Annotated in this window: 19 protein-coding genes; 7 read left to right on the forward strand and 12 right to left on the reverse strand. The window is 73.0% G+C overall.

Features of this window, described 5'->3' with window-relative positions:
- Window positions 1–430: 430 nt before the first annotated feature.
- The gene (locus MHO01S_RS07600) at window positions 431–1,231 is read left to right on the forward strand and encodes a hypothetical protein (RefSeq protein WP_061782093.1); all 801 of its coding nucleotides are present in this window, start codon (window positions 431–433) and stop codon (window positions 1,229–1,231) included.
- Between the two features lie 136 nt (window positions 1,232–1,367).
- On the opposite strand, the gene MHO01S_RS07605 is transcribed toward MHO01S_RS07600, so the two are convergent.
- Entirely contained in the window at window positions 1,368–2,636 is a 1,269-nt protein-coding gene (locus MHO01S_RS07605; RefSeq protein WP_061782094.1) for an APC family permease, read from the reverse strand.
- A 167-nt stretch (window positions 2,637–2,803) separates the two neighbouring features.
- Between MHO01S_RS07605 and MHO01S_RS07610 the strand changes: the two genes are divergently transcribed.
- Both MHO01S_RS07610 and MHO01S_RS07615 read left to right on the forward strand, forming a co-directional pair.
- On the forward strand, window positions 2,804–3,091 hold the full coding sequence (locus MHO01S_RS07610) for a hypothetical protein (protein WP_061782095.1): 288 nt from the start codon (window positions 2,804–2,806) through the stop codon (window positions 3,089–3,091).
- An 83-nt stretch (window positions 3,092–3,174) separates the two neighbouring features.
- A complete protein-coding gene (locus tag MHO01S_RS07615) occupies window positions 3,175–3,918 on the forward strand; it encodes a YidC/Oxa1 family membrane protein insertase (RefSeq protein ID WP_060960065.1) in 744 nt (247 codons plus the stop codon).
- On the opposite strand, the gene MHO01S_RS07620 is transcribed toward MHO01S_RS07615, so the two are convergent.
- The 6 genes from MHO01S_RS07620 to MHO01S_RS07645 all read right to left on the reverse strand — a co-directional run bounded on the left by MHO01S_RS07620 (window position 3,902) and on the right by MHO01S_RS07645 (window position 12,065).
- Window positions 3,902–5,425, reverse strand: coding sequence for an MFS transporter (locus MHO01S_RS07620; RefSeq protein WP_060960064.1), 1,524 nt, complete (start codon window positions 5,423–5,425; stop codon window positions 3,902–3,904). The two genes, MHO01S_RS07615 and MHO01S_RS07620, sit on opposite strands and share 17 nt — an antisense overlap.
- Before the next feature lie 69 nt (window positions 5,426–5,494).
- Entirely contained in the window at window positions 5,495–7,231 is a 1,737-nt protein-coding gene (locus tag MHO01S_RS07625; protein ID WP_061782096.1) for an amidohydrolase, read from the reverse strand.
- A gap of 49 nt (window positions 7,232–7,280) precedes the next feature.
- The gene (locus MHO01S_RS07630) at window positions 7,281–8,882 is read right to left on the reverse strand and encodes a carboxylesterase/lipase family protein (protein WP_061782097.1); all 1,602 of its coding nucleotides are present in this window, start codon (window positions 8,880–8,882) and stop codon (window positions 7,281–7,283) included.
- A 50-nt stretch (window positions 8,883–8,932) separates the two neighbouring features.
- Window positions 8,933–9,622, reverse strand: coding sequence for a GAP family protein (locus tag MHO01S_RS07635; protein WP_231735120.1), 690 nt, complete (start codon window positions 9,620–9,622; stop codon window positions 8,933–8,935).
- Between the two features lie 39 nt (window positions 9,623–9,661).
- On the reverse strand, window positions 9,662–11,404 hold the full coding sequence (locus MHO01S_RS07640) for an ATP-binding protein (protein ID WP_061782098.1): 1,743 nt from the start codon (window positions 11,402–11,404) through the stop codon (window positions 9,662–9,664).
- A 10-nt stretch (window positions 11,405–11,414) separates the two neighbouring features.
- Window positions 11,415–12,065, reverse strand: a complete 651-nt coding sequence (locus MHO01S_RS07645; RefSeq protein ID WP_060960061.1) for a response regulator — start codon at window positions 12,063–12,065, stop codon at window positions 11,415–11,417.
- Window positions 12,066–12,147: 82 nt separating this feature from the next.
- Here MHO01S_RS07645 and MHO01S_RS07650 point away from each other — a divergent pair, with 82 nt between their 5' ends.
- The gene (locus tag MHO01S_RS07650; RefSeq protein WP_157553759.1) at window positions 12,148–12,555 is read left to right on the forward strand and encodes a hypothetical protein; all 408 of its coding nucleotides are present in this window, start codon (window positions 12,148–12,150) and stop codon (window positions 12,553–12,555) included.
- A gap of 37 nt (window positions 12,556–12,592) precedes the next feature.
- Here MHO01S_RS07650 and MHO01S_RS07655 read toward each other — a convergent pair whose 3' ends face one another.
- Together MHO01S_RS07655 and MHO01S_RS07660 are read right to left on the reverse strand one after the other, a co-directional pair.
- Window positions 12,593–13,441 carry a LuxR C-terminal-related transcriptional regulator gene (locus MHO01S_RS07655; protein WP_061782099.1) on the reverse strand — a complete coding sequence of 283 codons (849 nt, stop codon included), beginning with the start codon at window positions 13,439–13,441 and terminating at the stop codon, window positions 12,593–12,595.
- A gap of 111 nt (window positions 13,442–13,552) precedes the next feature.
- The gene (locus MHO01S_RS07660) at window positions 13,553–14,110 is read right to left on the reverse strand and encodes a methylated-DNA--[protein]-cysteine S-methyltransferase (RefSeq protein ID WP_060960058.1); all 558 of its coding nucleotides are present in this window, start codon (window positions 14,108–14,110) and stop codon (window positions 13,553–13,555) included.
- A 222-nt stretch (window positions 14,111–14,332) separates the two neighbouring features.
- Between MHO01S_RS07660 and MHO01S_RS07665 the strand changes: the two genes are divergently transcribed.
- Window positions 14,333–18,025, forward strand: a complete 3,693-nt coding sequence (locus MHO01S_RS07665) for a DNA2/NAM7 family helicase (protein ID WP_061782100.1) — start codon at window positions 14,333–14,335, stop codon at window positions 18,023–18,025.
- A 5-nt stretch (window positions 18,026–18,030) separates the two neighbouring features.
- Window positions 18,031–18,222: a hypothetical protein gene (locus MHO01S_RS07670; RefSeq protein ID WP_060960056.1), complete on the forward strand. Its 192-nt coding sequence runs from the start codon at window positions 18,031–18,033 to the stop codon at window positions 18,220–18,222.
- An 82-nt stretch (window positions 18,223–18,304) separates the two neighbouring features.
- Here MHO01S_RS07670 and mscL read toward each other — a convergent pair whose 3' ends face one another.
- From mscL to MHO01S_RS07685, 3 genes are read right to left on the reverse strand one after another with little or no spacing between them, the layout of a single operon-like run.
- Window positions 18,305–18,718, reverse strand: a complete 414-nt coding sequence (mscL, locus tag MHO01S_RS07675; protein WP_060960055.1) for a large conductance mechanosensitive channel protein MscL — start codon at window positions 18,716–18,718, stop codon at window positions 18,305–18,307.
- Between the two features lie 29 nt (window positions 18,719–18,747).
- Window positions 18,748–19,017 carry an FmdB family zinc ribbon protein gene (locus MHO01S_RS07680; protein WP_060960054.1) on the reverse strand — a complete coding sequence of 90 codons (270 nt, stop codon included), beginning with the start codon at window positions 19,015–19,017 and terminating at the stop codon, window positions 18,748–18,750.
- A 19-nt stretch (window positions 19,018–19,036) separates the two neighbouring features.
- The gene (locus MHO01S_RS07685) at window positions 19,037–19,633 is read right to left on the reverse strand and encodes a 5-formyltetrahydrofolate cyclo-ligase (RefSeq protein ID WP_060960053.1); all 597 of its coding nucleotides are present in this window, start codon (window positions 19,631–19,633) and stop codon (window positions 19,037–19,039) included.
- A gap of 81 nt (window positions 19,634–19,714) precedes the next feature.
- Between MHO01S_RS07685 and galU the strand changes: the two genes are divergently transcribed.
- Window positions 19,715–20,593, forward strand: a complete 879-nt coding sequence (galU, locus tag MHO01S_RS07690) for a UTP--glucose-1-phosphate uridylyltransferase GalU (RefSeq protein ID WP_060960052.1) — start codon at window positions 19,715–19,717, stop codon at window positions 20,591–20,593.
- Window positions 20,594–20,595 lie beyond the last annotated feature (2 nt).

Here is a 20,595-nt window from a genome sequence, read left to right on the forward strand (position 1 = left end):
GGGTCTTGTGAGCGGTCGAGAGCGCCGCGGTCACGGCGGCTCGAGCCAGCAGCGGGCTGGTGTGGATGCCGAGGTCTTCGCCGCGCGCGCCGTGCGCGTGGGCTCCGGCGAGTGTGTCGGCGACGAAGCCGGCGTACTCACCGGCGATCGTGGCGACGTGGACGTCGGCGTCGGCCTGGCGCCAGAGGACCTCTGGCGAGGTGGGAGGGAAGGTCATGAATCGTTTCTGTAGCGCGCGATCACAGTGGTGCGCGGGCGGCGAAGGATGCCGCTGGTCGTAGATGGCGGTCCGAGGAGATGGCTCTCGGCATCGAGAGGGACGGAACGGACGCGTGCCCGAGATACGGGACGGTCAACTGTAGCACCCGACGCCTGTGAAATGGCCGGGCCGGCTCGCAGCGGTGGGCGGGTGCTGACATACAGTCGAGGGATGCGACGTTCCCTCCCCGCCGTGTTGATCCTCGCCGCCGCCACCGGAGCCCTCGCGTTCACGTCGTGCGCCGCGGGGGTCACGACGCCCGCCGCCTCGCCCACGACGACCGCCGGCGCGGCCACGTCCTCGCCGGGGACGTCCGCATCCGTGTCCGGCGCCGTCGGTGCTCCGGCGGTGTGTGACGCCGTCGAGCTGAAGCCCGGGGCGTCGGTCGCGGGCTCCGATCTGGCCGCGTGCGTCGTGGGCTTCTCGCGTGCCGCGGGAAGCGGCCGCGAGACGTTCACGGCCTCCGACGGCAGCTCGGGGCAGGCGGATTTCGTCTTCGGCGACGCGCCTGCGATGTCGGGAACCGTGACGGGGGCGGACGGCTCGACCTCGTTCGTGCTCACGCCCGATGCGGCGTGGATCACGATCGACGGCGTGTGGGTCGAGGGCGACGCGAGCAGCACCGACCCGAAGCGGATGCTGGCGGGCACCGTGGGGCAGGCCTATCGGGCCTTCGCCGATCCGTCGGCCACCACCGCCGTCATCTCGGCATCTGCGTCGTGGACGGTGCAGACCGATCAGGACGTCATCACGCTTCCCGACGACACCGAGGTCCCCGCGTGGCGGCTGCAGTCCGACGCCGCCTTCACCGCCGTGGGGGCCGACGTCCAGGAGATGGTCGTGTGGCTGACGTCGGCGCACGTGCCGGTCGGCGTCCAGGCGACCGCGAGCGTCGGCGGCATCCAGACCACCACCGTGCAGCACTACTACGGGTGGGGGACGCCGGTCGCGATCACGACGCCGCAGCCGTGAGCGCCGGATCTCGCGCCCAGCTCGCGCGCGTCGCGTCGGTCGCACTCTCCGCGGGTGCACAACGTCGGAACAATGCCCGCGCCGTCGCCCCAAACCGCGGGATCTCGTGCGCCCGCCCGCGGTTCTCCGACGTTGGTCACGCGCGCGGCGTGACGCCCTCCCGCGCGCGGCGGCGCAGCGCCCGGTAGCCGACGCCGACCGCCACGACCGCCGCGCCGCCGACGATCGAGGGCCAGGGGAGCGTCGCCACGAGGACGGCGCAGCCCACCGCGCCGACGATCTGCAGCGCGCGCGGGAAGCGCCGCGCCGCGGCACCCTGCCGATACGCCGCGACGTTCGCGATCAGGTAGTACAGCAGCACCCCGAACGAGGAGAACCCGATCGCCGCACGGAGGTCGGTCGTGAGGATCAGCACGCTCACGACCGCGGCGAGGGCGAGTTCGGCGCGGTGCGGCACGGCGTAACGCGGGTGGACCGCCGACAGCCACCGCGGCAGGTCGCCCGCGCGGGCCATCGCGAGGCTGGTGCGCCCGATGCCCGCCACGAGAGCCAGCAGCGCGCCCAGGGATGCCGCGGCGGCGCCGACCCGCACGACGGGTCCGGTCCAGGTCCAGCCGCCCGCGGCGGCCAGCTCGGCCAGCGGCGCCGGGGAGGCGGCCAGCCGCTCGGGCCCGAGCGTGGCGAGCGCCGCCACGGCGAGCGCGACGTAGACGATGAGGGCGAGGACCAGCGCGATGACGATCGCGCGCGGGATGGTCCGCTGCGGATCGCGCACCTCTTCGCCCATCGTCGCGATGCGCGCGTAACCGGCGAAGGCGAAGAAGAGCAGCCCCGCCGACTGGAGGATCCCGTACCAGCCATGCTCACCGGGCCCGATGGTCAGGTTGGCCGTCGTCGCCGCGCCGGATGCCGCGGCGGCCACCACCACGAGGACGAGCACCGACAGCACCACGACGACGATCGCTCGGGTGAGACCGGCCGTCCGCGTCACCCCGAAGGTGTTGACGATCGCGAGCACGATGACGGCCGCGACCGCGACCGGCCGCTGCCACGCCTCCGGCACCGCATACGACGCGAAGGTCAGCGCCATCGCGGCACAGCTGGCGGTCTTGCCGATGACGAACGACCAGCCGGCGAAGAAGCCCGACCAGGGGCCGATCATCTCCCGGCCGTACACGTAGGTGCCACCGGATGTCGGGAACTGCGCGGCGAGCTGAGCGGACGACGTCGCGTTCGCGTACGCGACGACCGCCGCGATCGCGAGACCGATCAGGAGCCCGCCGCCGGCCGCCGCGGCCGCGGGTGCGAAGGCGGCGAAGACGCCCGCGCCGATCATCGATCCGAGACCGATGGCGATCGCATCGATCAGGCCCAGCCGTCGTGCGAGCGCCCCCGACGCGCTCATCGGGGAGTGCTCGTCGACGACGGTCGTCGGGGCGTGGAGCGGGAGGTCACGCCGGGAGTGTACTCGGCGCCCGGCAACGCCTCGTGAACGGGTGCGCGCGACCCGCGCCGCGCGTGGACGGGGTGCTCTCCGCTACCCTGGGCAGCACCGACGGGAGGAGGCGGGCCATGATCGACACGCTCCGTTCCGTCGTGCGGGAGCTCATCTCCGGCATCGGCATGCTCGCGCCGGACGTCGCGCAGATCGGCGCGCTGAGCGCCGTGGCGGTCGCGGTCGCGACGCTCGCCGTCGTCGCGCTCGTTGCGACCGCCGCCTCCACCCTCGAGGGCGCATCGCCCACGCGCGTGCGGTCGGCGCGGTCGCGGCTGCTCGCTGCGCCGCTGGCGCAGAGCGATCCGGACGCTCCGGGGCATGTCCTGCGGCGCGGTCCGAGTCGGGCGGCACCGGCCGCCTAGCCACGCCGCGCGCGCCATCGCGCCTCGGCATCCCTTCGCGGTCGACCAGCCCACTCTGATCGCCTCGTTGGAACGGATGCCCCGTGGACTTCTTCGCCCTGCCGCCGGTGGCGGCCCTGCTCGACCTCGTCTCGACCGGCCTCATGGCCGTGATCGCTTTTCTCACCCCTGTCGCCGGATCGCTCGCGGCCGGCTTCTCCGTCGTGCTCATCACTCTCGGCGTGCGCACGCTCCTCATCCCGGTCGGGATCGCCCAGGCCCGGGCGGACCAGGCCCGCTCGCGGCTCGCTCCCCGTCTGCAGGTGCTGCGGCAGCGGCACCGGACGGACCCCGACCGTCTCCGACGCGAGACGATGGCGCTCTACCGCGAGGAAGGGGTGTCGCCCTCCGCGGGATGCCTGCCGCTCGTGCTGCAGGCTCCCGTCGTCGGCCTCGTGTACGCCGCCTTCCTGCACGCCTCGATCGCGGGACACGGCAACCCGCTTCTCGATCAGACGCTCCTGGGCGTCCCGCTCGGACGCAGCTTCGTGGGCGCGGTCCTCGCGCAGCAGCTGGATGCCGCGACGGCGATCGTGATCGGTGTGGTCGTCATCGTGATCGCCGTCGTGGGCGAGCTCACGCGGCGCCTGCTGCTGCCGTCGGCGGACGCGCGGTCGGGCGCCGCTGCGGTGCATCCGGTCGTCGGTGCGCTGCAGTTCGCCACCGCCGTGGTCGCGCTGTTCGTGCCGCTCGCCGCGGCGGTCTATCTGATGACCACCGCTGCCTGGACCCTGGGGCAGCGCCTGATCCTGCGGCGCCGGTACCCGCCGTTCAGCGCGCCGAGGTGAGGCCGCGGTGCGCGCGGGCGATCAGGGCGGCGCCGACGACGCTGACCACCAGGGCCACGACGGCCATGCCCAGCATGAGCGCGCCGAAGCCGTCGCGGTAGGCGCCGAGGGCGGCGTCGAACACCGCGGCATCCGGACGGGTTCCGTCCTTCGCGTAGGCGCCGACGCTCGTCAGAGCGGTCTGGACGGCGGCATCCGACATGCCCGATGACGACAGCCGCGAGGTGATGCCGGCCACCGTGAGCTGCGTGACGACGACCGTCGACAGCGCCGTTCCCAGCGAGTAGAAGAGCTGACCGAAGGTGGTGCGCGAGCTCGTGACCGGGCCGTAGAACTCGGCGGGCGCCTCGCTGAGTACGAGGGTGCCGTAGGGGAGCGCGGCGGCCGTGATCCCGAGGGCGATGAGGATGCCGGCGGGGACGAACGCCAGCGGTGAAGCGGCGTCGCGGGCGAGGAACGCCGCACCGAACCCGGCCGCCGACAGCACGCCGCCGACGAGCAGGGAGGTCTGCGGGCTCATCCCGCGGGTCATGAGCCGCCCGAGCACGATCGCGCCCAGGATCGAGGTGACCGACACCGGCAGCTGCCACACCGCCACCGTGCCGGGGGTGAGCCCCAGGACGTACTGCCAGAGGTTCGAGAGCTGGAGGAAGGCGACCGCCCCACCCGCGTTGAACACGAACCCGGCGCACAGCGCGGCGAGGAACAAGGGCCGGCGAAACAGTGCGACGGGGAAGAACGGATGCGCGACGCGCGTCTGCGACCACACGAACGCGCCGAGAAGCAGCGCACCCAGTGCGATCGCCGCCCAGGTGAGGGGGCTGCGCAGCGAGGACGCGAGCTGGGAGACGCCGAACAGCAGCACGACCATGCCGGTGATGAGGGCGATCTGTCCCCACACGTCGCGCTTCTCGGTGACGCTCGGAGCCACGGCCGGCAGCAGGGCGAGCACGGCGGGGATGCTGAGCGCGGACAGGAGCGGCACGAGCAGGAACGCCAGCCGCCAGTCGGCCCCGGCCAGCATCCCGCCCGAGAACGTGAAGACGACGCCCGCGGCACCCGAACACGCCGCGAACGTCGCGACCGCGGCGGGCAGGCGACCCGGCGCCGCGAGCACCTGGATGTAGGCGAAGGCGGCCGCGTAGACCGCTCCCAGACCGACGCCGGACACGGCCTGCCCGAGGATGTAGACCGCCGGCACCGGGGCGGCGGCGACGATCAGCTGCCCCACGAGCCCCGTGACGAGGGCGGCGACGAGCATGCGCCGACGTCCGATGCGGTCGGCGAGCAGGCCCGTCGTGATGACGGATGCCGCGATCGCGAGAGTCTGCATCGAGGCGGCGAGCGCCTGGTCTCCGCCGACCATGTCGAGGCCGCGGCTGGCGCCGACGAGTGCGGTCGCGGCGATGTTCGGCGCCGAGCCCTGCACGGCGGCGAGGACGCCGAGCAGGGGGACGGCGAGGACGGAGGGGGAGCGCACGACGGACGTCGGCAGGGTGCTGGTCATGAGAGGCCTTCGGGAGAGGGGGGAGGCGAGGAAAGGGGACAGGCGGGAAGGGGGGTGGGCGGCGAGCGGTCAGGCGGAGAACGCCGGGACGCCGTCGATGTAGGTCGCGTGGACGGCGATGTCGTCCCAGCCGGCGGGATCGCTCGTCCACGGATCGGCGTCCACGACCGCGAAGTCCGCGCGCATGCCCGCGCGGAGGCTCCCGCGATCGTCGGCGTGGATCTGCCAGGCGGCATCCGCGGTGATCGCGGCGAGCGCTTGGGCGGGCGTGGCGCACTCCTCGGGCGCGAGCACCGTTCCGTCGGCTTCGAGGCGGCGCAGGACGGCAGTCTGGGCGGCGTGCAGCGGGTGCACCTCGGTGACGTTGTAGTCCGAGTGCAGGCTCGGACGCAGCCCCGCACGCACGGCGGAGGCGAGGCGGTCGAGCCGTGCCGCGCGGTCGGGTCCGAGGATCGTGTCGCGGAAGGCGGCACCCCAGTAGTAGACGTGGTCCATCAGGAAACTCGGCGAGATGCCCGCGGCCGCCATGCGCACGAGCTGATCGTCGGTCGTCACGGACGCGTGCTCGAACCGGTGGCGCAGGTCGCCCCGGCGCCCGGGGAGCAGCTCCTCGGCGGCGCGCAGCGCGAACTCCACGGCCGCATCGCCGTTCGTGTGGATCATCAGCTGCCAGCCGTCGTCGAGGCCGGCGCGCATCACCTCGCGCAGGCTCTCCGGCGTCCAGTTCGCATGGCCGCCCGAGGTCTCGCCCAGGTACGGCTGCAGGAAGTAGCCCGACCGGCCCTGGTTGGAGCCGTCGGCGACGATCTTCCAGGCGTCGGCGCGCACCATCTCGTCTCCGCTGAAGGGGGTGACCCCCGCCTCCTTCCACGCGGCGGCGGCCTCGATCGGACCCGCGCAGCCGGCGAGTGCGGAGAACTGGGCCGTCGACACCCGCACGGGCAGGCGGGTGGCGCCGTTGAGCGCGTGCAGCATCGCGATCTCGCTCACCCCGGCGAGCGTGCCGGTCATCGCCTCGCGCATCGACGTGACGCCCCGGCTCGCGAAGGCGGTGAGCACCTGCCGGATGCCGCGGGCGATGTCCTCGCTCGTCGGCCGGGGCAGCCGCGCCAGCAGCATCGTGACCGCGGGGGACTCGCCGACCACACCGGTGAGGCGACCGTCGACCTTCTCGAGCGTGCCGCCGACGGGTTGCGGCGTGGCGTCGGTGATGCCGGCGGCATCCAGTGCCGCGCTGTTGGCGTAGGCGAAGTGCATCGACGCGTTCAGCACGATCACCGGGCGGTCCGTCGCGACCCGGTCGAGGATGTCGCGCGTCAGGACGGGCTCGCCGGGGTACAGGCTCGGGTCGAAGAGCTTCGCGAGGACGTACTGCCCGGGGGGCGTCGCGGCGGCGGCCGCGGTGAGCGCGGCCACGACGTCGTCGAAGCGCGGGCAGGCGCTGTGCGACACGTCGGTCCAGTCGAGGGTGAGCAGCGACACCCAGATGTGCGCGTGGGGCTCGATCAGGCCCGGGATCACGACACCGTCCGGTGCGAGCGTCGTCGTGGCGGGGCCGGTGAGCGCGTCGAGGTCGGCGCGGGAGCCGATGCCGACGATGCGCCCGCCGGCGACCGCCATCGCCTCCGCCGTCGGCGCGGCCGGGTCGCCGGTGGCGATGCGGCCCACGACCAGCAGGTCGGCGGCCGCGGCGGCCGGGTGCGCGGAGGCGTGGCGTGCGGGCGTGATCGTCGCACCCGCCGTGGCGATGGCGGGGGCAAGGTGGGTGCGGCTCAGGGGTGCGGCGGCGCTGCACGTGTCGGACATGATGCTCCTCGAGGGGGGTGGGGCGGGGCGAAGCCGGGGCGACGGGGGATCAGTGGAAGTCGAGGACCTGGTCGCCCCAGGCCGCACGCAGCGGCGCGTCGAGGTCGTCGACGACGCTGTCGTGCCGCTCGATCACCAGCGTGGCGCGGGCGATGTCCGCGGCGTCGGTCGATGCGGTGGCGTAGGCGGGCCAGTGGGGCGCACCGGGCACGCCCTCGGCGTCGGGGGTGCGCCCGTGGGCGAAGGCGGTCCAGCGGTCCTGCATCCGCACGGAGATCTCCTCTCCGGAGCGCTTGCCGCCGAGACGGAACGTGAGGTCCTTGGGGCCGCTGGAGAAACTGCCCCAGAGGTAGGCCAGCTCGCTGCCGTGGGTGGCGCCCAGCCCGATCAGCCGGAGGAAGGGCGTCGCGTGGTCGAAGCGGTACAGCCAGACGTCGGCGACCCGGCTGTGGCCCTCGGCGATCCACAGGGTGGGCATCCGGAAGCCGATGTCGCGGGCGACGCCCAGCCCCACCATGTTGTGGCGCACGTTCTCGTAGGCGGTCTGCACCTGCGCGACCGACGGCAGCTCGACGGTGGGGTTGTCGGCGGCCATGTCGGTGAACATCTTCATGATGCGCTCCTCGGTGATCGGGATGAGCGGCGACTTCATGAACTTGAACAGCGAGGCCTCGTCCTTGTTGGTGCCGATGATGAGCGGCACGGGCAGGCCGCGACCCTCGTGGAGCACGGTGGCGGGCGCCTCCGGCAGCAGCTCGCCGTCGACGATGGGCGCGAAGGCCAGCGTGCCGGGCGCCTCATCGGGCACCTGCGCGTACACGGCCATCCCCGCCGCGACGAGTCGGTCGGCGGATGCCGCGCGCAGCGCGGCTGCGGCGGCCGCGGCATCCGTGGTGTCGATGCCGAGCTCTCGGGTGAAGCGCTCGGCGACGTCGCGGGCGCGGTCCACGCCGTACATGCTGGAGGCGGGGGAGGACTGCGCGATGGCGCGGTGGAAGAGCCCGGCCGCCGACGGTGTCGCGAGCAGCGTCGTGACCAGGCCGCCCCCGGCGGACTCGCCGAACACGGTGACCCGACCCGGGTCGCCCCCGAACGCGGCGATGTTCCCCTGCACCCAGCGCAGGGCGAGCAGCACGTCCTTCAGGGCGAGGTTGCGGTCGAAGCCGCCGTCGGGCAACAGGCCCGACAGATCCAGGAAGCCGAACGCGGCCAGCCGGTAGTTGACGGTCACGACGACGACGTCACCGCGGTCGACGATCGACGTCGCGTCGTACATCTGCTGGCTCGACGCGCCGAAGGTGTAGGCCCCGCCGTGGATCCACACCATCACGGGGCGCGCCGCGGCGGTGTCGGTGTCGGGTGCCCAGACGTTGAGGGAGAGGCAGTCCTCGTCCAGCACCGCATCGTCGCCGAGGGCGATCGCCGGGGTGCGCACCTGCGGGCAGGCGGGGCCGAACGCGGTCGCGTCGACCTCGCCGTCGGCGGTCGCCGCGGCGACCGGGTCGCGCCAGCGGCGATCGCCTGTGGGTGCCTCGGCGTAGCGGATGCCGCGCCAGGAGCGGACGCCCTCGCGGACCAGCCCGCGGAAGGTGCCCGCGGGGGCGGTCGCGACGCAGGCGACGGTGGGGGTGTTCTCGATGGTGTTCGACATGACGGCCTTCTTTCGGGGATGCGCGGGAAGCGGAGAGGGGAGGACGCCGGTCAGGCGACCAGGCGGTGGATGACCTGTGCGGCCTCGTTCGCCGCGAGGATCGCGAACAGCACTGTCATCATGGCGGCGTTGTGGGCGATCAACTGGGATTTCAGTGCCTGCAGGCCACGGTGCACGCGTGCGGAGCCGGTCAGCTCGACCAGGGCGGGCACGATCAGCAGCAGCGAGCCGGTGATCGCGACGGCGAGGCAGAGGATCACGCCGATGAGGGGCGTCACGTGCGCCTCGCCGATGACGGCACCCGCCTTCAGAGCCAGCGGGATGTTCTTGGTGTTGGTGATCGCCATGACCAGCCCGAGGCCCACCGCAGACAGAGGGGTGACGCCATCGATCGCCGCCAGCCATTTCGGTGCGACGGCCGGCTGGCCGTGCGAAGGGCGTCCCGCCCAGCTCGCGATCGCGAAGACCGTGAACCCGATGGTCAGCACGATGGCCAGCACGAGCGAGACGATCCGCGAGTCGGCGCCGTTCGCCGACGATGCGCGGGCGGCGCCCGCGGCGCCGAGGCCGACGACCGCGATCGAGACGAGCGTGAACGCTGCGGTGTACACCGGAGCGCAGGCTCGCCCGCGCGGGGAGAGGAGGATCGCCACCACGGCCACGATCGGCAGGGGGGACAGGAGCATCCCCACGGCGAGGGGGAGGAGGGTGTGCAGCTCGTTCACGTCGGTTCCGTTCATCGGCGGGTCCCGACCGGATGTCGGGGCGCGATGACGACGTTATGACCCGGGTGTCGGCGCCTCTCCGCGATGTTCGGCTGACACGACAGGAGGGGCGGGGGCGAGCGGCAGCGCCGCCTCGAGCACCGCTCCGCCCGCCTCGGCGCGCAGCCGTGCGCCGAGATCACGCACGTGCGACGCGGGGCGCAGCTGGGCCCCCGCCGGCGCCGTGCCGAAGGAGCGCACCTCGACGCGCAGCCGCGGCCCCGCGCCGGTCGGGGCGACATCGAGGAGAACGCGAGCGCGCTTCTGCCCGCTGTGCTTGACCGCGTTGAGGAGGCCCTCGGCGACCACGTCGTACGCATCGCGCGCCGCCCACGGATCCCGGTCGAGCGCCGTCGCCGCCGCCGGGCTGACGCGCGCGTCCAGGTCGATCACGCGCCCCCACGTGTCGGTGAGGGCGGCGAGCGCCGCGGCGTCGGCCCCGCCGTCCGCGGCGGCGTACGTCGACGGCATCCGGTGCAGGAGGTCGCCGAGCCGGTGCTGCAGCAGGGCGATCTCGTCCGGGGTCGCCGCGGGATGCACGAGCACGAACTGCACGCAGGCGCCCTGGCCCTCGCGGTGCAGCAGCTCGGCGGTGCGGCGCAGCCCCTCGCGCACCGGGCGTGCCCCTTCCCTCGTCGCGCGCTGCGCGTGCGCGACCGCGCCGGACAGTCGCCGCTGCTCGCGTCGCAGCGCGTGCAGCGCGCCGGCGCACAGTCCGCCGGCGAGGGAGAAGGCCAGGTAGTCGACGGCCGGCAGCACGGCGACGACTCCGTGGTGGCCGTCCGCGAGGGCGAGCAGCGAGAGCAGCACGCCGGCGCCGGCCGCCGTGCCGAGGTAGGTCGCCGCGGCGGCGTGCGCGCTGCGCGCCAGGGCGCGTCGGCGCGACACCCCGTCCACGATCGCTCCCGCGAGCGCCACGGCGAGGAGTCCGACCGCCAGCTCGGACGGGGTGCTCGTGCGCAGCGCGTAGGGCAGGGTGCAGGCGATGTAGACGACGGTCACCGCGCCGCGCGGCGGCAGCCGGAACGGCGGAAGTCGCCGACGCCCGCCGCGCCCCGGGGGGCCGACGGGGGCGGGCGCCGTGACGGCGTCGCCGGGCGCGAGCGGTTCGTCCGCCAGATGCTGCAGTCGATGGCTCCAGGCGCGGAAGCTGACCGCGCCGAGTTCGCGCACCGGGTCGGTGCCGTCGTGCATGCCCAGCCGCTCGACGGCGACCGTGAGCGCGGATGCCGCGGCCTCCACCTCCCGCCGCGCGACGCGGTCGGCGTGGGCGGCGCGCGCACCCGCATCCGCCAGCTCATGGGCCACCTCGCGCAGGAGCGCGTTGGTGCGCCGGAGGGTGCGCAGCGCGTTCTCGAGCACCGCGACGACGGCCAGCACGACCGGCCACACCACGACGTTCGTCGCGATGCGGAACGGCAGCTGCGCGGCGGCCGGCGCCGGCAGGCCCAGCGCGCTCGCCCACGCATCCTGCACGACGGGACGCAGCGCCGCGCACACGACGATCCCCACCACGATCGACACCGCTCTGACGCGGCGACGGGGGAGGCGCCGCTCCAGCGCGGCGAGCAGGCCGAGCGCGAGCACGAATCCCGCCGTCGTGAGGGCGGTGGCCGGGGCGACCGCTCCGACGTCGACGCCCGCGCCGACCGGGGCCATGATCGTGAGCGAGAGGGGCGCCGTGAGAACGAGCGACCACACGCTCAGGAAGCGCCCTCCCGAGGCGGCGGCGCGCACCGCGAGCAACAGCCGCCTCATCGGGCGGTGCTCATCGCACGGGGCCGAACGCCGCGAGGTAGATCGCGGCGGCGGCGACGCGGGGACTCACCGTCGGATCGCCCGTGACGTCGAGTCTGTCGAACAGTCGACTGATCGAACGCTCCACGGCCCGCAGGGTCGATCCCGACTCCTGCGCGATGCGCTCGTTCGACCAGCCACGCGCCACCATCGCCAGGATCTCGAGCTGGTGCCGGGTCAGTGCGTCCAAGCCGTCGCGAAACCCTGCCGCGGGCGCGGCCGTCGCCTCGGGCTCCCGCCGTGTGGACAGTGCGCGCTCCAGCGCCGAGACGAGTGTGTCGGGGGAGTCCAGATCCTGCTTGGCGACGAAGACGGCGTGCGCGATCCCCATCGCCGTCGCGCCCGCAGCGGCCCGCGGATAGCTGCTGAGGAAGACGATCGCCAGATGCGGGGCGAGCTCGGCGAGCATCGCCGCCAGCTCGGCCCCGGAGGGGCGGCTGCCCAGGTCGATGTCGGTCAGCAGCGCGTCCGGGTCGAAGTCGGCGAACAGCCGCGTCGCGGTCGCGGCGTCGGCGGCCGACGCCGTCTCGAACCCGTGCCGCTCCAGCAGGTCGCACACGAGCATGCGCAGTGCGGCCTGGTCCTCCACCACGAGCACACGACGCGTCCAGTCCGAGCCCACGTGATCACCATAATGCCCGCGCCGACCGTGTCGTCGCGGTGCGATCCCGGGCATCGGCTGCGCCGGGTGCCATCATGGCGTCATGAGCGTCTCCCGCCGCATCCCGATGGTCGCCGTCGTCGTCGCCGTCCTGGTCGCCCTCACCGCATGCGCCTCGGGCGGGGGCGCGGGCACTCCCACCCCGTCGGGCGACGGGACCGCCGTGATCGCGCCCGTGACGATGAGCGCGAACGACCTCCAGGGCGCCACCGTCGATCTCGTCGTCGGCCAGAGCCTCAACATCCTCACCGGCGACCTCGCGGGCGACAGCTACACCGCGACGGTGTCGGACGAGCGGGTGGCCGAGTTCGTCCCCGGTGGCACGAAGGGGGATGCCGAGTTCAATCCCGGTGTCCGCGCGCTCGCGGTCGGCGAGGCGACCGTCGTCCTCGCGAACGCGGACGGCGGCATCCAGGATGTGACCTTCACCGTCGACGTGACCGCCGGCTGATCACCCGCGCGAGGCGGCCTCGCCGGGGCGGGCGTCGTCAGGGGAGCAATCCCGCGCGGCGCGCCCGGGCCACCGCGGCGTGGCGGGTGCCGGCGTCGAGCTTGGACATCGCCGCCTGCAGGTACGACTTGACGGTCCCCTCGCGCAGGCCGAGCGCGAGGGCGATCTCGGCGTTGGTCTGGCCGAGCGCGGCGCACGACAGCACGTCGATCTCGCGCGGCGACAGCCGGACGTCGAGCGTCTCGACGGCGGTCCCGTCTTCGCGGGTCAGCGCGGCCAGGCGGCGCTCCACCTCGCCGAGTCGTCGGCGGATACCCGCATCCGCGACGTCGGCGGCGATGCCGCGCAGCTGCGCGTAGGCGTCGCGAAGCTCCTCCCGGGCGGCGACGTCGACCCCGGTCGCGGGGGAGGTCGTGAGGGCCAGGCGCCGGCCCACTTCGTCGCGCACGCGCAGCTCGGTCGCCAGATCCGTTGCGACCTGGAGCGCGGTCCGCGCCGTCGACTCGCCGAACGGCGCCGGCGACCACGAGCCGCAGTACAGCACGCCGCGCGCGCGGCCCGAGACGACGACCGGCACCGCGAACAGGGTCGAGATGCCCTCCCCGAGGATGGCGCGGTCGTAGTCGTGGGTGATGTTGCGCGACGACCGGTAGTCCAGCGCGAGACGCGGGCGTCGCTCGACGAGGGCGCGTCCGCCGAGGCCGCGTGTGGCCTGCACGACGAGACCGGACAGATGCGGCGTGCGATTGCCGACCACCGAGGTCACCTCGACCGCGTTGGCGCGTTCGAAGCCGCCGAAGGCGACCGGAAGGCCGGTGCGGGTGGCGAGCTCGCCGACCGCTTGGGCGAGCAGATCGTCGTCGGTGGCGAGCGGCGTCACAGCCATCTCGCCTCCCTCATTTCGGGGGTGACGGCCGCGTCACCCGTGCCGACGACGATACCACCGGCCTCCCGCGGGACGGCGAGCGGGCCCCGCCGGGAAGGCGCCGCGACCGGCCTACACGGTCGCGGCGCCGTCGATCGACGTGGGCGGGACCGCACCGACGCGGGCTTCGAGATCGAGCAGGAAGCGCTTGCGTTCGGGATGCCCGCCGTACTCGCCGATCGAGCCGTCGGCGCGCACGACGCGGTGCGCCGGCACGACGATCGAGATCGGCGTGCGCGCGCACGCCGACCCCGCGGCACGGTGCGCGCCGGGAGACCCCGCCCGCACCGCGACCTCGCCGTACGACGCGGTCTCCGCATAGGGGATCTCGCAGATCGCCTCGAGTGCGCGTCGGGCGAAGCCGTCGACGGTGCCGAGGTCGATCGGCAGCGCGAACGTGCGACGGTGGCCGGCGAAGTACTCGTCGAGCTGGTCGACGACGTCCGCGGCGGGGCCGTCGTCCGGTACCGGAACGGCACCGAGCCGGGCGCTGATCTCCTCCAGATGTCGTTCGAGCTGGCCGGGCGACCCCTCGATGACGTCGAGGAAGGTGAGGCCCCCATCGGCGACGACGATGAGGGCCTCGCCGATCGGTGTCGGGTGCACCGAGAATGCGGGAGTCGAGGTCATGCGTCCATGATGGCGTCGGCCGCGGACGCGAGAGCCCCTTCCCCCGTCGGCGGTGGACACTCCGGAGGTCTCCGGGTGTGGGGAGGAGGCGATGGTCCGCCCGCATCCGGCATTCTCATCCGCCACATCCGCCCCAATACCGGCAAAACCCGCCGCGCCAACCGGGAACGCCGTGATCGGGACTTTAAGGTGTCGAGTGTGTGGAGAGCAGACGATGGCGCCGTGCGAGGCGTGGACGACGCCGACCACGGGTACGCCGTGACCCCCGCCGACCTCGACCTGTCGGAGCCGGGCGTCGTCGTGGCGCACGTCGCGGCCGGCGAACGCGCACGGCTGCGCGAGGAGTCGGGCTGGCTGGGCGGGCGCTCGACGCTCCTGCACTACACGGATGCCGGTGATGCCGGCATCGACATCACGAAAGCGCATCCCGGGAGCCTGCCGCAGTTCATCACCGGCCGCTCCACGCTGCTGTCCAACCTCTTCCGCGACGAGGTCGCGCTGCGCACCGCACGCCTGGCCGCGGAGCGCATCGCCGCCAAGGACGTCGAGCTGCGCACGACGCGCGGACTGGACACGGTGCATCTCGCCGTCGGCGTCGCGGCCTGGCGGATCGGCGGCGTCGCCTACGCGGCGCCCGTGCTGCTGCGCCCCCTCGCCATCCGCCGACACCATGCCGACTTCGATCTCAAACTGCACGGCGCCTTCACGATCAACCCCGAGCTCGTCGTCGCGGCACGCACGCATTTCGGCATCGTCATCGACGGTCGCGCGCTCGCGGAACTCGCCTACGACGCGGGCGTCTTCAAGCCGCAGCCGGTGATCGACCACCTGCGGGCGCTCACCGCCCACGTCGACACGTTCACGGTGCAGCCGCGTCTGGTGGTCTCGACCTTCGCCGACGTCTCCTCCCCGATGGGCCGCGACGCCGAGACCCTCGACCACCCGATCCTGAACGCCCTGGCCGGCCACGAGTCCGATCGGGAGGATCTCACGATCGTGCGGACCCCGCCGCCGAGCGTGAGCTCCGACGAGCGTCCGCCCGCCGCCGACCGCCTGCTCCTCGACGCCGACGCGGAGCAGGAGGCCGTACTGGCGCGCATCGTCGCGGGCCAGTCGCTCGCCGTCCACACCCTGCCCGGCACGGGCGGCACCCAGACCGTCATCAACGCCGTCGGCGAGCTCGTCCGCGCGGGAAAGCGCGTGCTGGTGGTCAGCGCACGGCGTTCCACGCTCGAGGGCGTGCGGCACCGCCTCGGCGGCATCGGGCTTCCCGGGCTCGCCGTCTCACCCCGCCACCTGCACCGCGACCTGATCCGCGCGATCACCCGCAACGAGAAGGCCGAACAGCCCAAGGTGGCCGACGTCGACGACGCCCTCGTGCGGCTGCGCACCGTGCTGCGCGACTATCGCGACGCGCTCACGCAGCGGCATCCGCGGGTCGAGGTCTCGCCGCTCGAGGCGCTGCGCACCCTGACCACGATCGCGGCGATGACGCCGCAGCCGTCGGCATCCACCCGTTTCGACCTCGCCACGCTGCAGTCGCTCGGCACCCGCCGCGCCGAAGCCGCGCAGGCGCTGGCGACCGCCGCCCGCCTCGGCGAGTTCCGCTTCGGCCCCGACGACTCGCCGTGGTACGGGGTCGCGTTCGCGTCCACCCAGGAGGCCCGCGACGCCCACGCGCTCGCCGGACGCCTTCACCGCAGCGACGTCCCGGCGATGCTCGAGCGCGGCTACGAGCTCATCGCCCAGACGCGCATGCGTCCGTTCTCGACGCTCGCCGAACTGGGCAGCTACGTCCAGTTGCTGCAGGGCATCCGCGCGTCTCTCGACCGTTTCAGCATGACGGTGTTCGAACGCCCGCTCGGAGAGCTCATCCAGGCGCACGCCCCGCGTCGTGACGCGCCCGCCATGACCTCGCCGCAGCGCCGCCGGTTGAAGAACCTCTCCCGCGAGTACGTGCGACCCGGCATGCACATCACCGACATGCACGAGTCGCTCGTGCGGGTGCAGCAGCAGCGCACGCAGTGGCAGCAGCTCGTCGACCCGGGTGTCATGCCCGAGATCCCCCTGGGGCTGGACGACGTCGCGATGGCGTGGCAGCGGGTGTCGGCCGACCTCGCCGCGCTCGACCGCGCCCTCGGGCGCACCGAGCCGCTGTCGTCGCTTCCCATCCCGTACCTCCTGCGGACCCTCGCTGGTCTCGCCGCCCGCTCCGACGTCTTCGACAATCTGGTCGAGCGCGCGACGCTGCGCGGTGAGCTGGCCGAGATGGGGCTGGAAGACCTCCTCACCGAGCTGTCGGTGCGCCACGTGCCGGAAGAGCACGTCGCCGCGGAGTTCGAGTTCGCCTGGTGGCAGTCGGCGCTGGAGGCGATGCTGCGCTCGGATCGCGCACTGCTCGGCGCCAACACCTCGGTCGTCGACCGTCTGGAGCGCGACTACCGTCTCGTCGACGAGGCGCACGCCGCCTCGGCCGGACCGCTGCTGGCGGCAGAGCTGGCGACCACCTGGAAGATCGCGGTCGTCGATGAGGCCGGCGAGGCCGCGGCGCTCAAGCAGGTGCTGCGCGGCCCGGGAGCGACCGCGGCGGAGCTCGTCGCCGCGGCGCCGGCTCTCGTGCGCACGCTGGCGCCGGTCTGGCTCGCATCCCCGTACGAGGTGCCGGCGATCCCCGAGACGCCCCTGTTCGACGTGGTCGTCATCGCGGATGCCGCGGCCCTGTGCCTGGCCGAGGCGGCCCCGGCGCTGCGGCGTGCGCGTCAGGTCGTCGTGTTCGGCGACCCGGTCACCCAGCGCCCGACGCCGTTCCGGGTCGGGGCGGGCCACCCGACGCCCGACGACGAGCCCGAGGTGCCGTTCGACCACGTGAGCGTCTTCGAGCGGCTGTCCGAGCTCGTGCCGGTCGAGACCCTCACGCGCAGCTACCGCGCGGGCGGCGAAGACCTGGCAGAGCTCGTCAACGGCGCGTTCTACGGGGGCCGGCTCGTCTCGTTCCCCTGGGCGGGCTCGTACCTGGGACGCGGAAGCCTCAGCGTCGACTACGTCGAGGGCGGCACCGGCACCCCCGATCCGATCACGGGCGCCGTCGAGAGCCCCGACGCCGAAGTCGCGCGGGTCGTCACCCTCGTCGTCGAGCATGCGGTCAACCGGCCCACCGAGACGCTCATGGTCGTCACCGCGTCGGTGCGCCACGCCGAGCGCGTGCGCGCGGCCGTCGCCGCGGCGTTCGCGGGTCGCTCGGATGTCGCCGAGTTCGTCGGCCGTGACACGGCCGAGCCGTTCGCCGTGCTGGGCCTGGAGGAATCGGTCGCCGAGAGCCGCGACCGTGTCGTGTTCTCCCTCGGCTTCGGACTGACCAAGCACGGGCGCGTCCTCAGCGACTTCGGCGACCTCTCCGGGGCGGACGGGGAGCGTCTGCTCACCGTCGGCATGACACGGGCGCGCCGCTCGATGGTGATCGTCTCCTCGATCCGCCCGTCGGCGTTCGACGAGGGACGGCTGGAGTCCGGCGCGGCGATGCTGATGTCGATCCTCGGCGGCATCGCGGCACGGGCGCGGGAGTCGCGTCTGGAAGACCTCGCCGACCCCCTCACGCTGACGTTGGCCGGTGAGCTTCGCGCCCTGGGCATCGCCGTCGACGTCGACTACCGCGGACTGCTGCCGCTCGTCGCGCAGCACCGCGGCAAGGCCGTCGTCGTGGAGAGCGATTCCGACAGCATCGGCGAGACCCTGCGCGAGAGCCTGCGGCTGCGGCCCCAGGTGCTGCGGCGTCTCGGCTGGCACTACGTCCGCGTGCACGCGTTCGACCTCTACAGCGATCCCGCCGGCGTGGCGGCACGGATCGCGGCGATCCTGGGTGCATCGCCCGAGACGCCGAAGGCCGAGACGGCGACCCAGCCGCTCGACCTGCGCTGACGGCGATGTCGGACGCCGATCGTCAGCGCGTCGAGCGCGTTCCCGGCTCGCGGCGCGCGCGGCTCACGCCGGCACCCGGCACCGACCCATCGCCGGAGCTGCCCGCGCAAGCGCCCGACGCCCCGCAGCCGACGGGCGGCGGGGCGTCGGGGCCGAACGACGATCGGATGCGGCGGGACGTCCCGCCGCACTACTGAGGGCGTTTCGACTCGCTCCGCTCGCTCAACGACCGGGGGTGCGACGGGTGCTCGCTCAACGACCGGGGGTGCGACGGGCGCGTCAGCGCTGTGCGGCGTTCTTCTCCAGGAGGTCGCGGATCTGGATCAGGAGCTCCTGCTCGGTGGGCAGCTTCGACTCCGGCTCCTCCGCGACGCCGGCCTTGGCGGCCTGCCGCTCCTTGAAGTGGTTCATCGGCAACACGAAGGCGAAGTAGACGACGACGGCGACGGCGAGGAAGCTGATGACCGCCGAGATGAGGGTGCCGATCGGGAAGATCACCTCGCCGTAGAGCCCGTTGACGGGGATGCCGATGTTGCCGTTGGCATCCGCCTTCCAGAAGAGCGCGATCAGGGGGTTGATGATGGCTTCCACCACCGCATTGACGAGCGCGGTGAAGGCCGCGCCGATGACGACAGCGACGGCGAGGTCGATGACGTTGCCGCGCATGATGAAGTCTTTGAAGCCCTTGATCACGGTTCCTCCGATTCTCCGGCTCCCGCCGGTCACGACCCCGACGGTGCGGGCGAGGACTTCGCCTCGGACTTCGATGATGTCGAAGTCGATCCGCCGGCGCCAGGTGCCGCGCCGGAGGTGGACGCACGCGAGTCGGTGCGGTAGAAGCCCGACCCGTTGAAGGTCACGCCGACCGAGCCGTACTGCTTGCGCAGCGCACCGCCGCATTCCGGGCAGACCGTGAGCGCCGCGTCGGCGAAGGACTGGACGGCATCGAAACGGTGGCCGCACTGGGTGCAGGCATAGGCGTAGGTGGGCATGTGTCCTCCGGGGAACGGCTCAGCGTCGCGGTGCCGCGAGCGCGACGGTGCGGGTGGGGGTGACGACGCCGGTGACCGGCTGATCGTGGAGATCGCGCGGCACCTCGTCGAGGATCTCGGCGTCGAAGACGACCGCGTAGACGGGAGGGCAGTGCTCCATCGACCCGAGGGTCTTGTCGAAGTAGCCGCGTCCCCACCCGAGTCGCATCCCCGTGCGATCGACCGCGGCGGCGGGGATGATCAGCAGGTCGACGTCGTTGACGGCGAGGGGGCTGAGCACCTCGCCGACGGGCTCGGGCATGCCGAACAGACCTTCCGCGATGTCGGCGCCCGGCTCGGCCACGACCCAGTCGAGGAGCCCGTCGGCGCGCGTGACGGGCAGCAGCACGCGGATGCCGCGCGCCACGGCATCCGCGACGAACTCGTGCGTGCCGGGCTCGGTGGGAGCGGAGAGGAAGCACGAGATCGAGCGGGCGCCGAGGCGGTCGACGAGGGCGTCCAGCTGCTGCTTGACCCCGGACGCATCGGCGGTCCGCATCGCCTCCGACCGCTGCTGACGACGCTCGCGCAGGTCGGCGCGCAGTGCGCGCTTGGCGTCGTCGATCCCGTCGGTCATGGTCCGATTGTAGGCGGCGCGGCGAGCGGGGCGCCCCGCAGACGGCACGGAAGCGTCAGCGGGCCCCGATAGGGTGTCGCCATGTCTTCCCCCGCCATCAAGGCCGTCATCCCCGCCGCAGGACTGGGCACGAGATTCCTTCCCGCCACCAAGGCGATGCCGAAGGAGATGCTGCCCGTCGTCGACAAGCCGGCGATCCAGTACGTGGTCGAGGAAGCGGTGAAGGCGGGCATCGACGACGTGCTCATCATCCTCGGGCGCAACAAGAACAACATCTCCAACCACTTCGACTCCGTGCCCGAGCTCGAGTCCAACCTGCTGACCAAGGGCGCCCACGAGAAGCTCCGCGCCGTCCAGCAGTCCACCGAGCTCGCCGACATCCACTTCGTCCGCCAGGGCGAGCCGAAGGGGCTGGGCCACGCCGTGCTCCGCGCGCGTCATCACGTCGGAGAGGCGACGTTCGCGGTGATGCTCGGCGACGACCTCATCGACGAGCGCGACGAGCTGCTCTCCACGATGATCTCGGTGAACGCGGCATCCGGGCTCACCGTCATCGCGCTCATGGAGGTCGACCCCGACCACATCCACATGTACGGCGCGGCCGCGGTCGAGCCCACCGACGACCCGGGGGTCGTGCGGGTGACGGGACTCGTCGAGAAGCCGAAGAAGGAGGACGCCCCGTCCCACTTCGCCGTGATCGGCCGCTACGTGCTCACCCCGGGCGTCTTCGACATCCTCGAGCGCACCGAGCCGGGCAAGGGCGGCGAGATCCAGCTCACCGACGCGCTGCAGGAGCTGGCGGTCACCGACGGCGTGTTGGGAGTGATCTTCCGCGGTCGTCGCTACGACACCGGCGATAGGGTGGACTACATCAAGGCCATCGTCCAGCTGGCGGCCGATCGCGACGATCTCGGCCCCGAACTGCGACCTTGGTTGAAGGACTTTGCGGAGAAGCTCTAGCG

Source organism: Microbacterium hominis NBRC 15708, assembly GCF_001592125.1.
Taxonomy (GTDB): domain Bacteria; phylum Actinomycetota; class Actinomycetes; order Actinomycetales; family Microbacteriaceae; genus Microbacterium; species Microbacterium hominis.

Excerpts from the sequence above, each read along its gene's own strand:
- MHO01S_RS07600 (WP_061782093.1), top strand. The coding sequence starts at position 431 with ATGCGACGTTCCCTCCCCGCCGTGTTGATCCTCGCCGCCGCCACCGGA.
- MHO01S_RS07605 (WP_061782094.1), bottom strand. The coding sequence starts at position 2,636 with ATGAGCGCGTCGGGGGCGCTCGCACGACGGCTGGGCCTGATCGATGCG.
- MHO01S_RS07610 (WP_061782095.1), top strand. The coding sequence starts at position 2,804 with ATGATCGACACGCTCCGTTCCGTCGTGCGGGAGCTCATCTCCGGCATC.
- MHO01S_RS07620 (WP_060960064.1), bottom strand. The coding sequence starts at position 5,425 with ATGACCAGCACCCTGCCGACGTCCGTCGTGCGCTCCCCCTCCGTCCTC.
- MHO01S_RS07625 (WP_061782096.1), bottom strand. The coding sequence starts at position 7,231 with ATGTCCGACACGTGCAGCGCCGCCGCACCCCTGAGCCGCACCCACCTT.
- MHO01S_RS07630 (WP_061782097.1), bottom strand. The coding sequence starts at position 8,882 with ATGTCGAACACCATCGAGAACACCCCCACCGTCGCCTGCGTCGCGACC.
- MHO01S_RS07635 (WP_231735120.1), bottom strand. The coding sequence starts at position 9,622 with ATGAACGGAACCGACGTGAACGAGCTGCACACCCTCCTCCCCCTCGCC.
- MHO01S_RS07640 (WP_061782098.1), bottom strand. The coding sequence starts at position 11,404 with ATGAGGCGGCTGTTGCTCGCGGTGCGCGCCGCCGCCTCGGGAGGGCGC.
- MHO01S_RS07650 (WP_157553759.1), top strand. The coding sequence starts at position 12,148 with ATGAGCGTCTCCCGCCGCATCCCGATGGTCGCCGTCGTCGTCGCCGTC.
- MHO01S_RS07655 (WP_061782099.1), bottom strand. The coding sequence starts at position 13,441 with ATGGCTGTGACGCCGCTCGCCACCGACGACGATCTGCTCGCCCAAGCG.
- MHO01S_RS07660 (WP_060960058.1), bottom strand. The coding sequence starts at position 14,110 with ATGACCTCGACTCCCGCATTCTCGGTGCACCCGACACCGATCGGCGAG.
- MHO01S_RS07670 (WP_060960056.1), top strand. The coding sequence starts at position 18,031 with ATGTCGGACGCCGATCGTCAGCGCGTCGAGCGCGTTCCCGGCTCGCGG.
- MHO01S_RS07680 (WP_060960054.1), bottom strand. The coding sequence starts at position 19,017 with ATGCCCACCTACGCCTATGCCTGCACCCAGTGCGGCCACCGTTTCGAT.
- MHO01S_RS07685 (WP_060960053.1), bottom strand. The coding sequence starts at position 19,633 with ATGACCGACGGGATCGACGACGCCAAGCGCGCACTGCGCGCCGACCTG.
- galU (WP_060960052.1), top strand. The coding sequence starts at position 19,715 with ATGTCTTCCCCCGCCATCAAGGCCGTCATCCCCGCCGCAGGACTGGGC.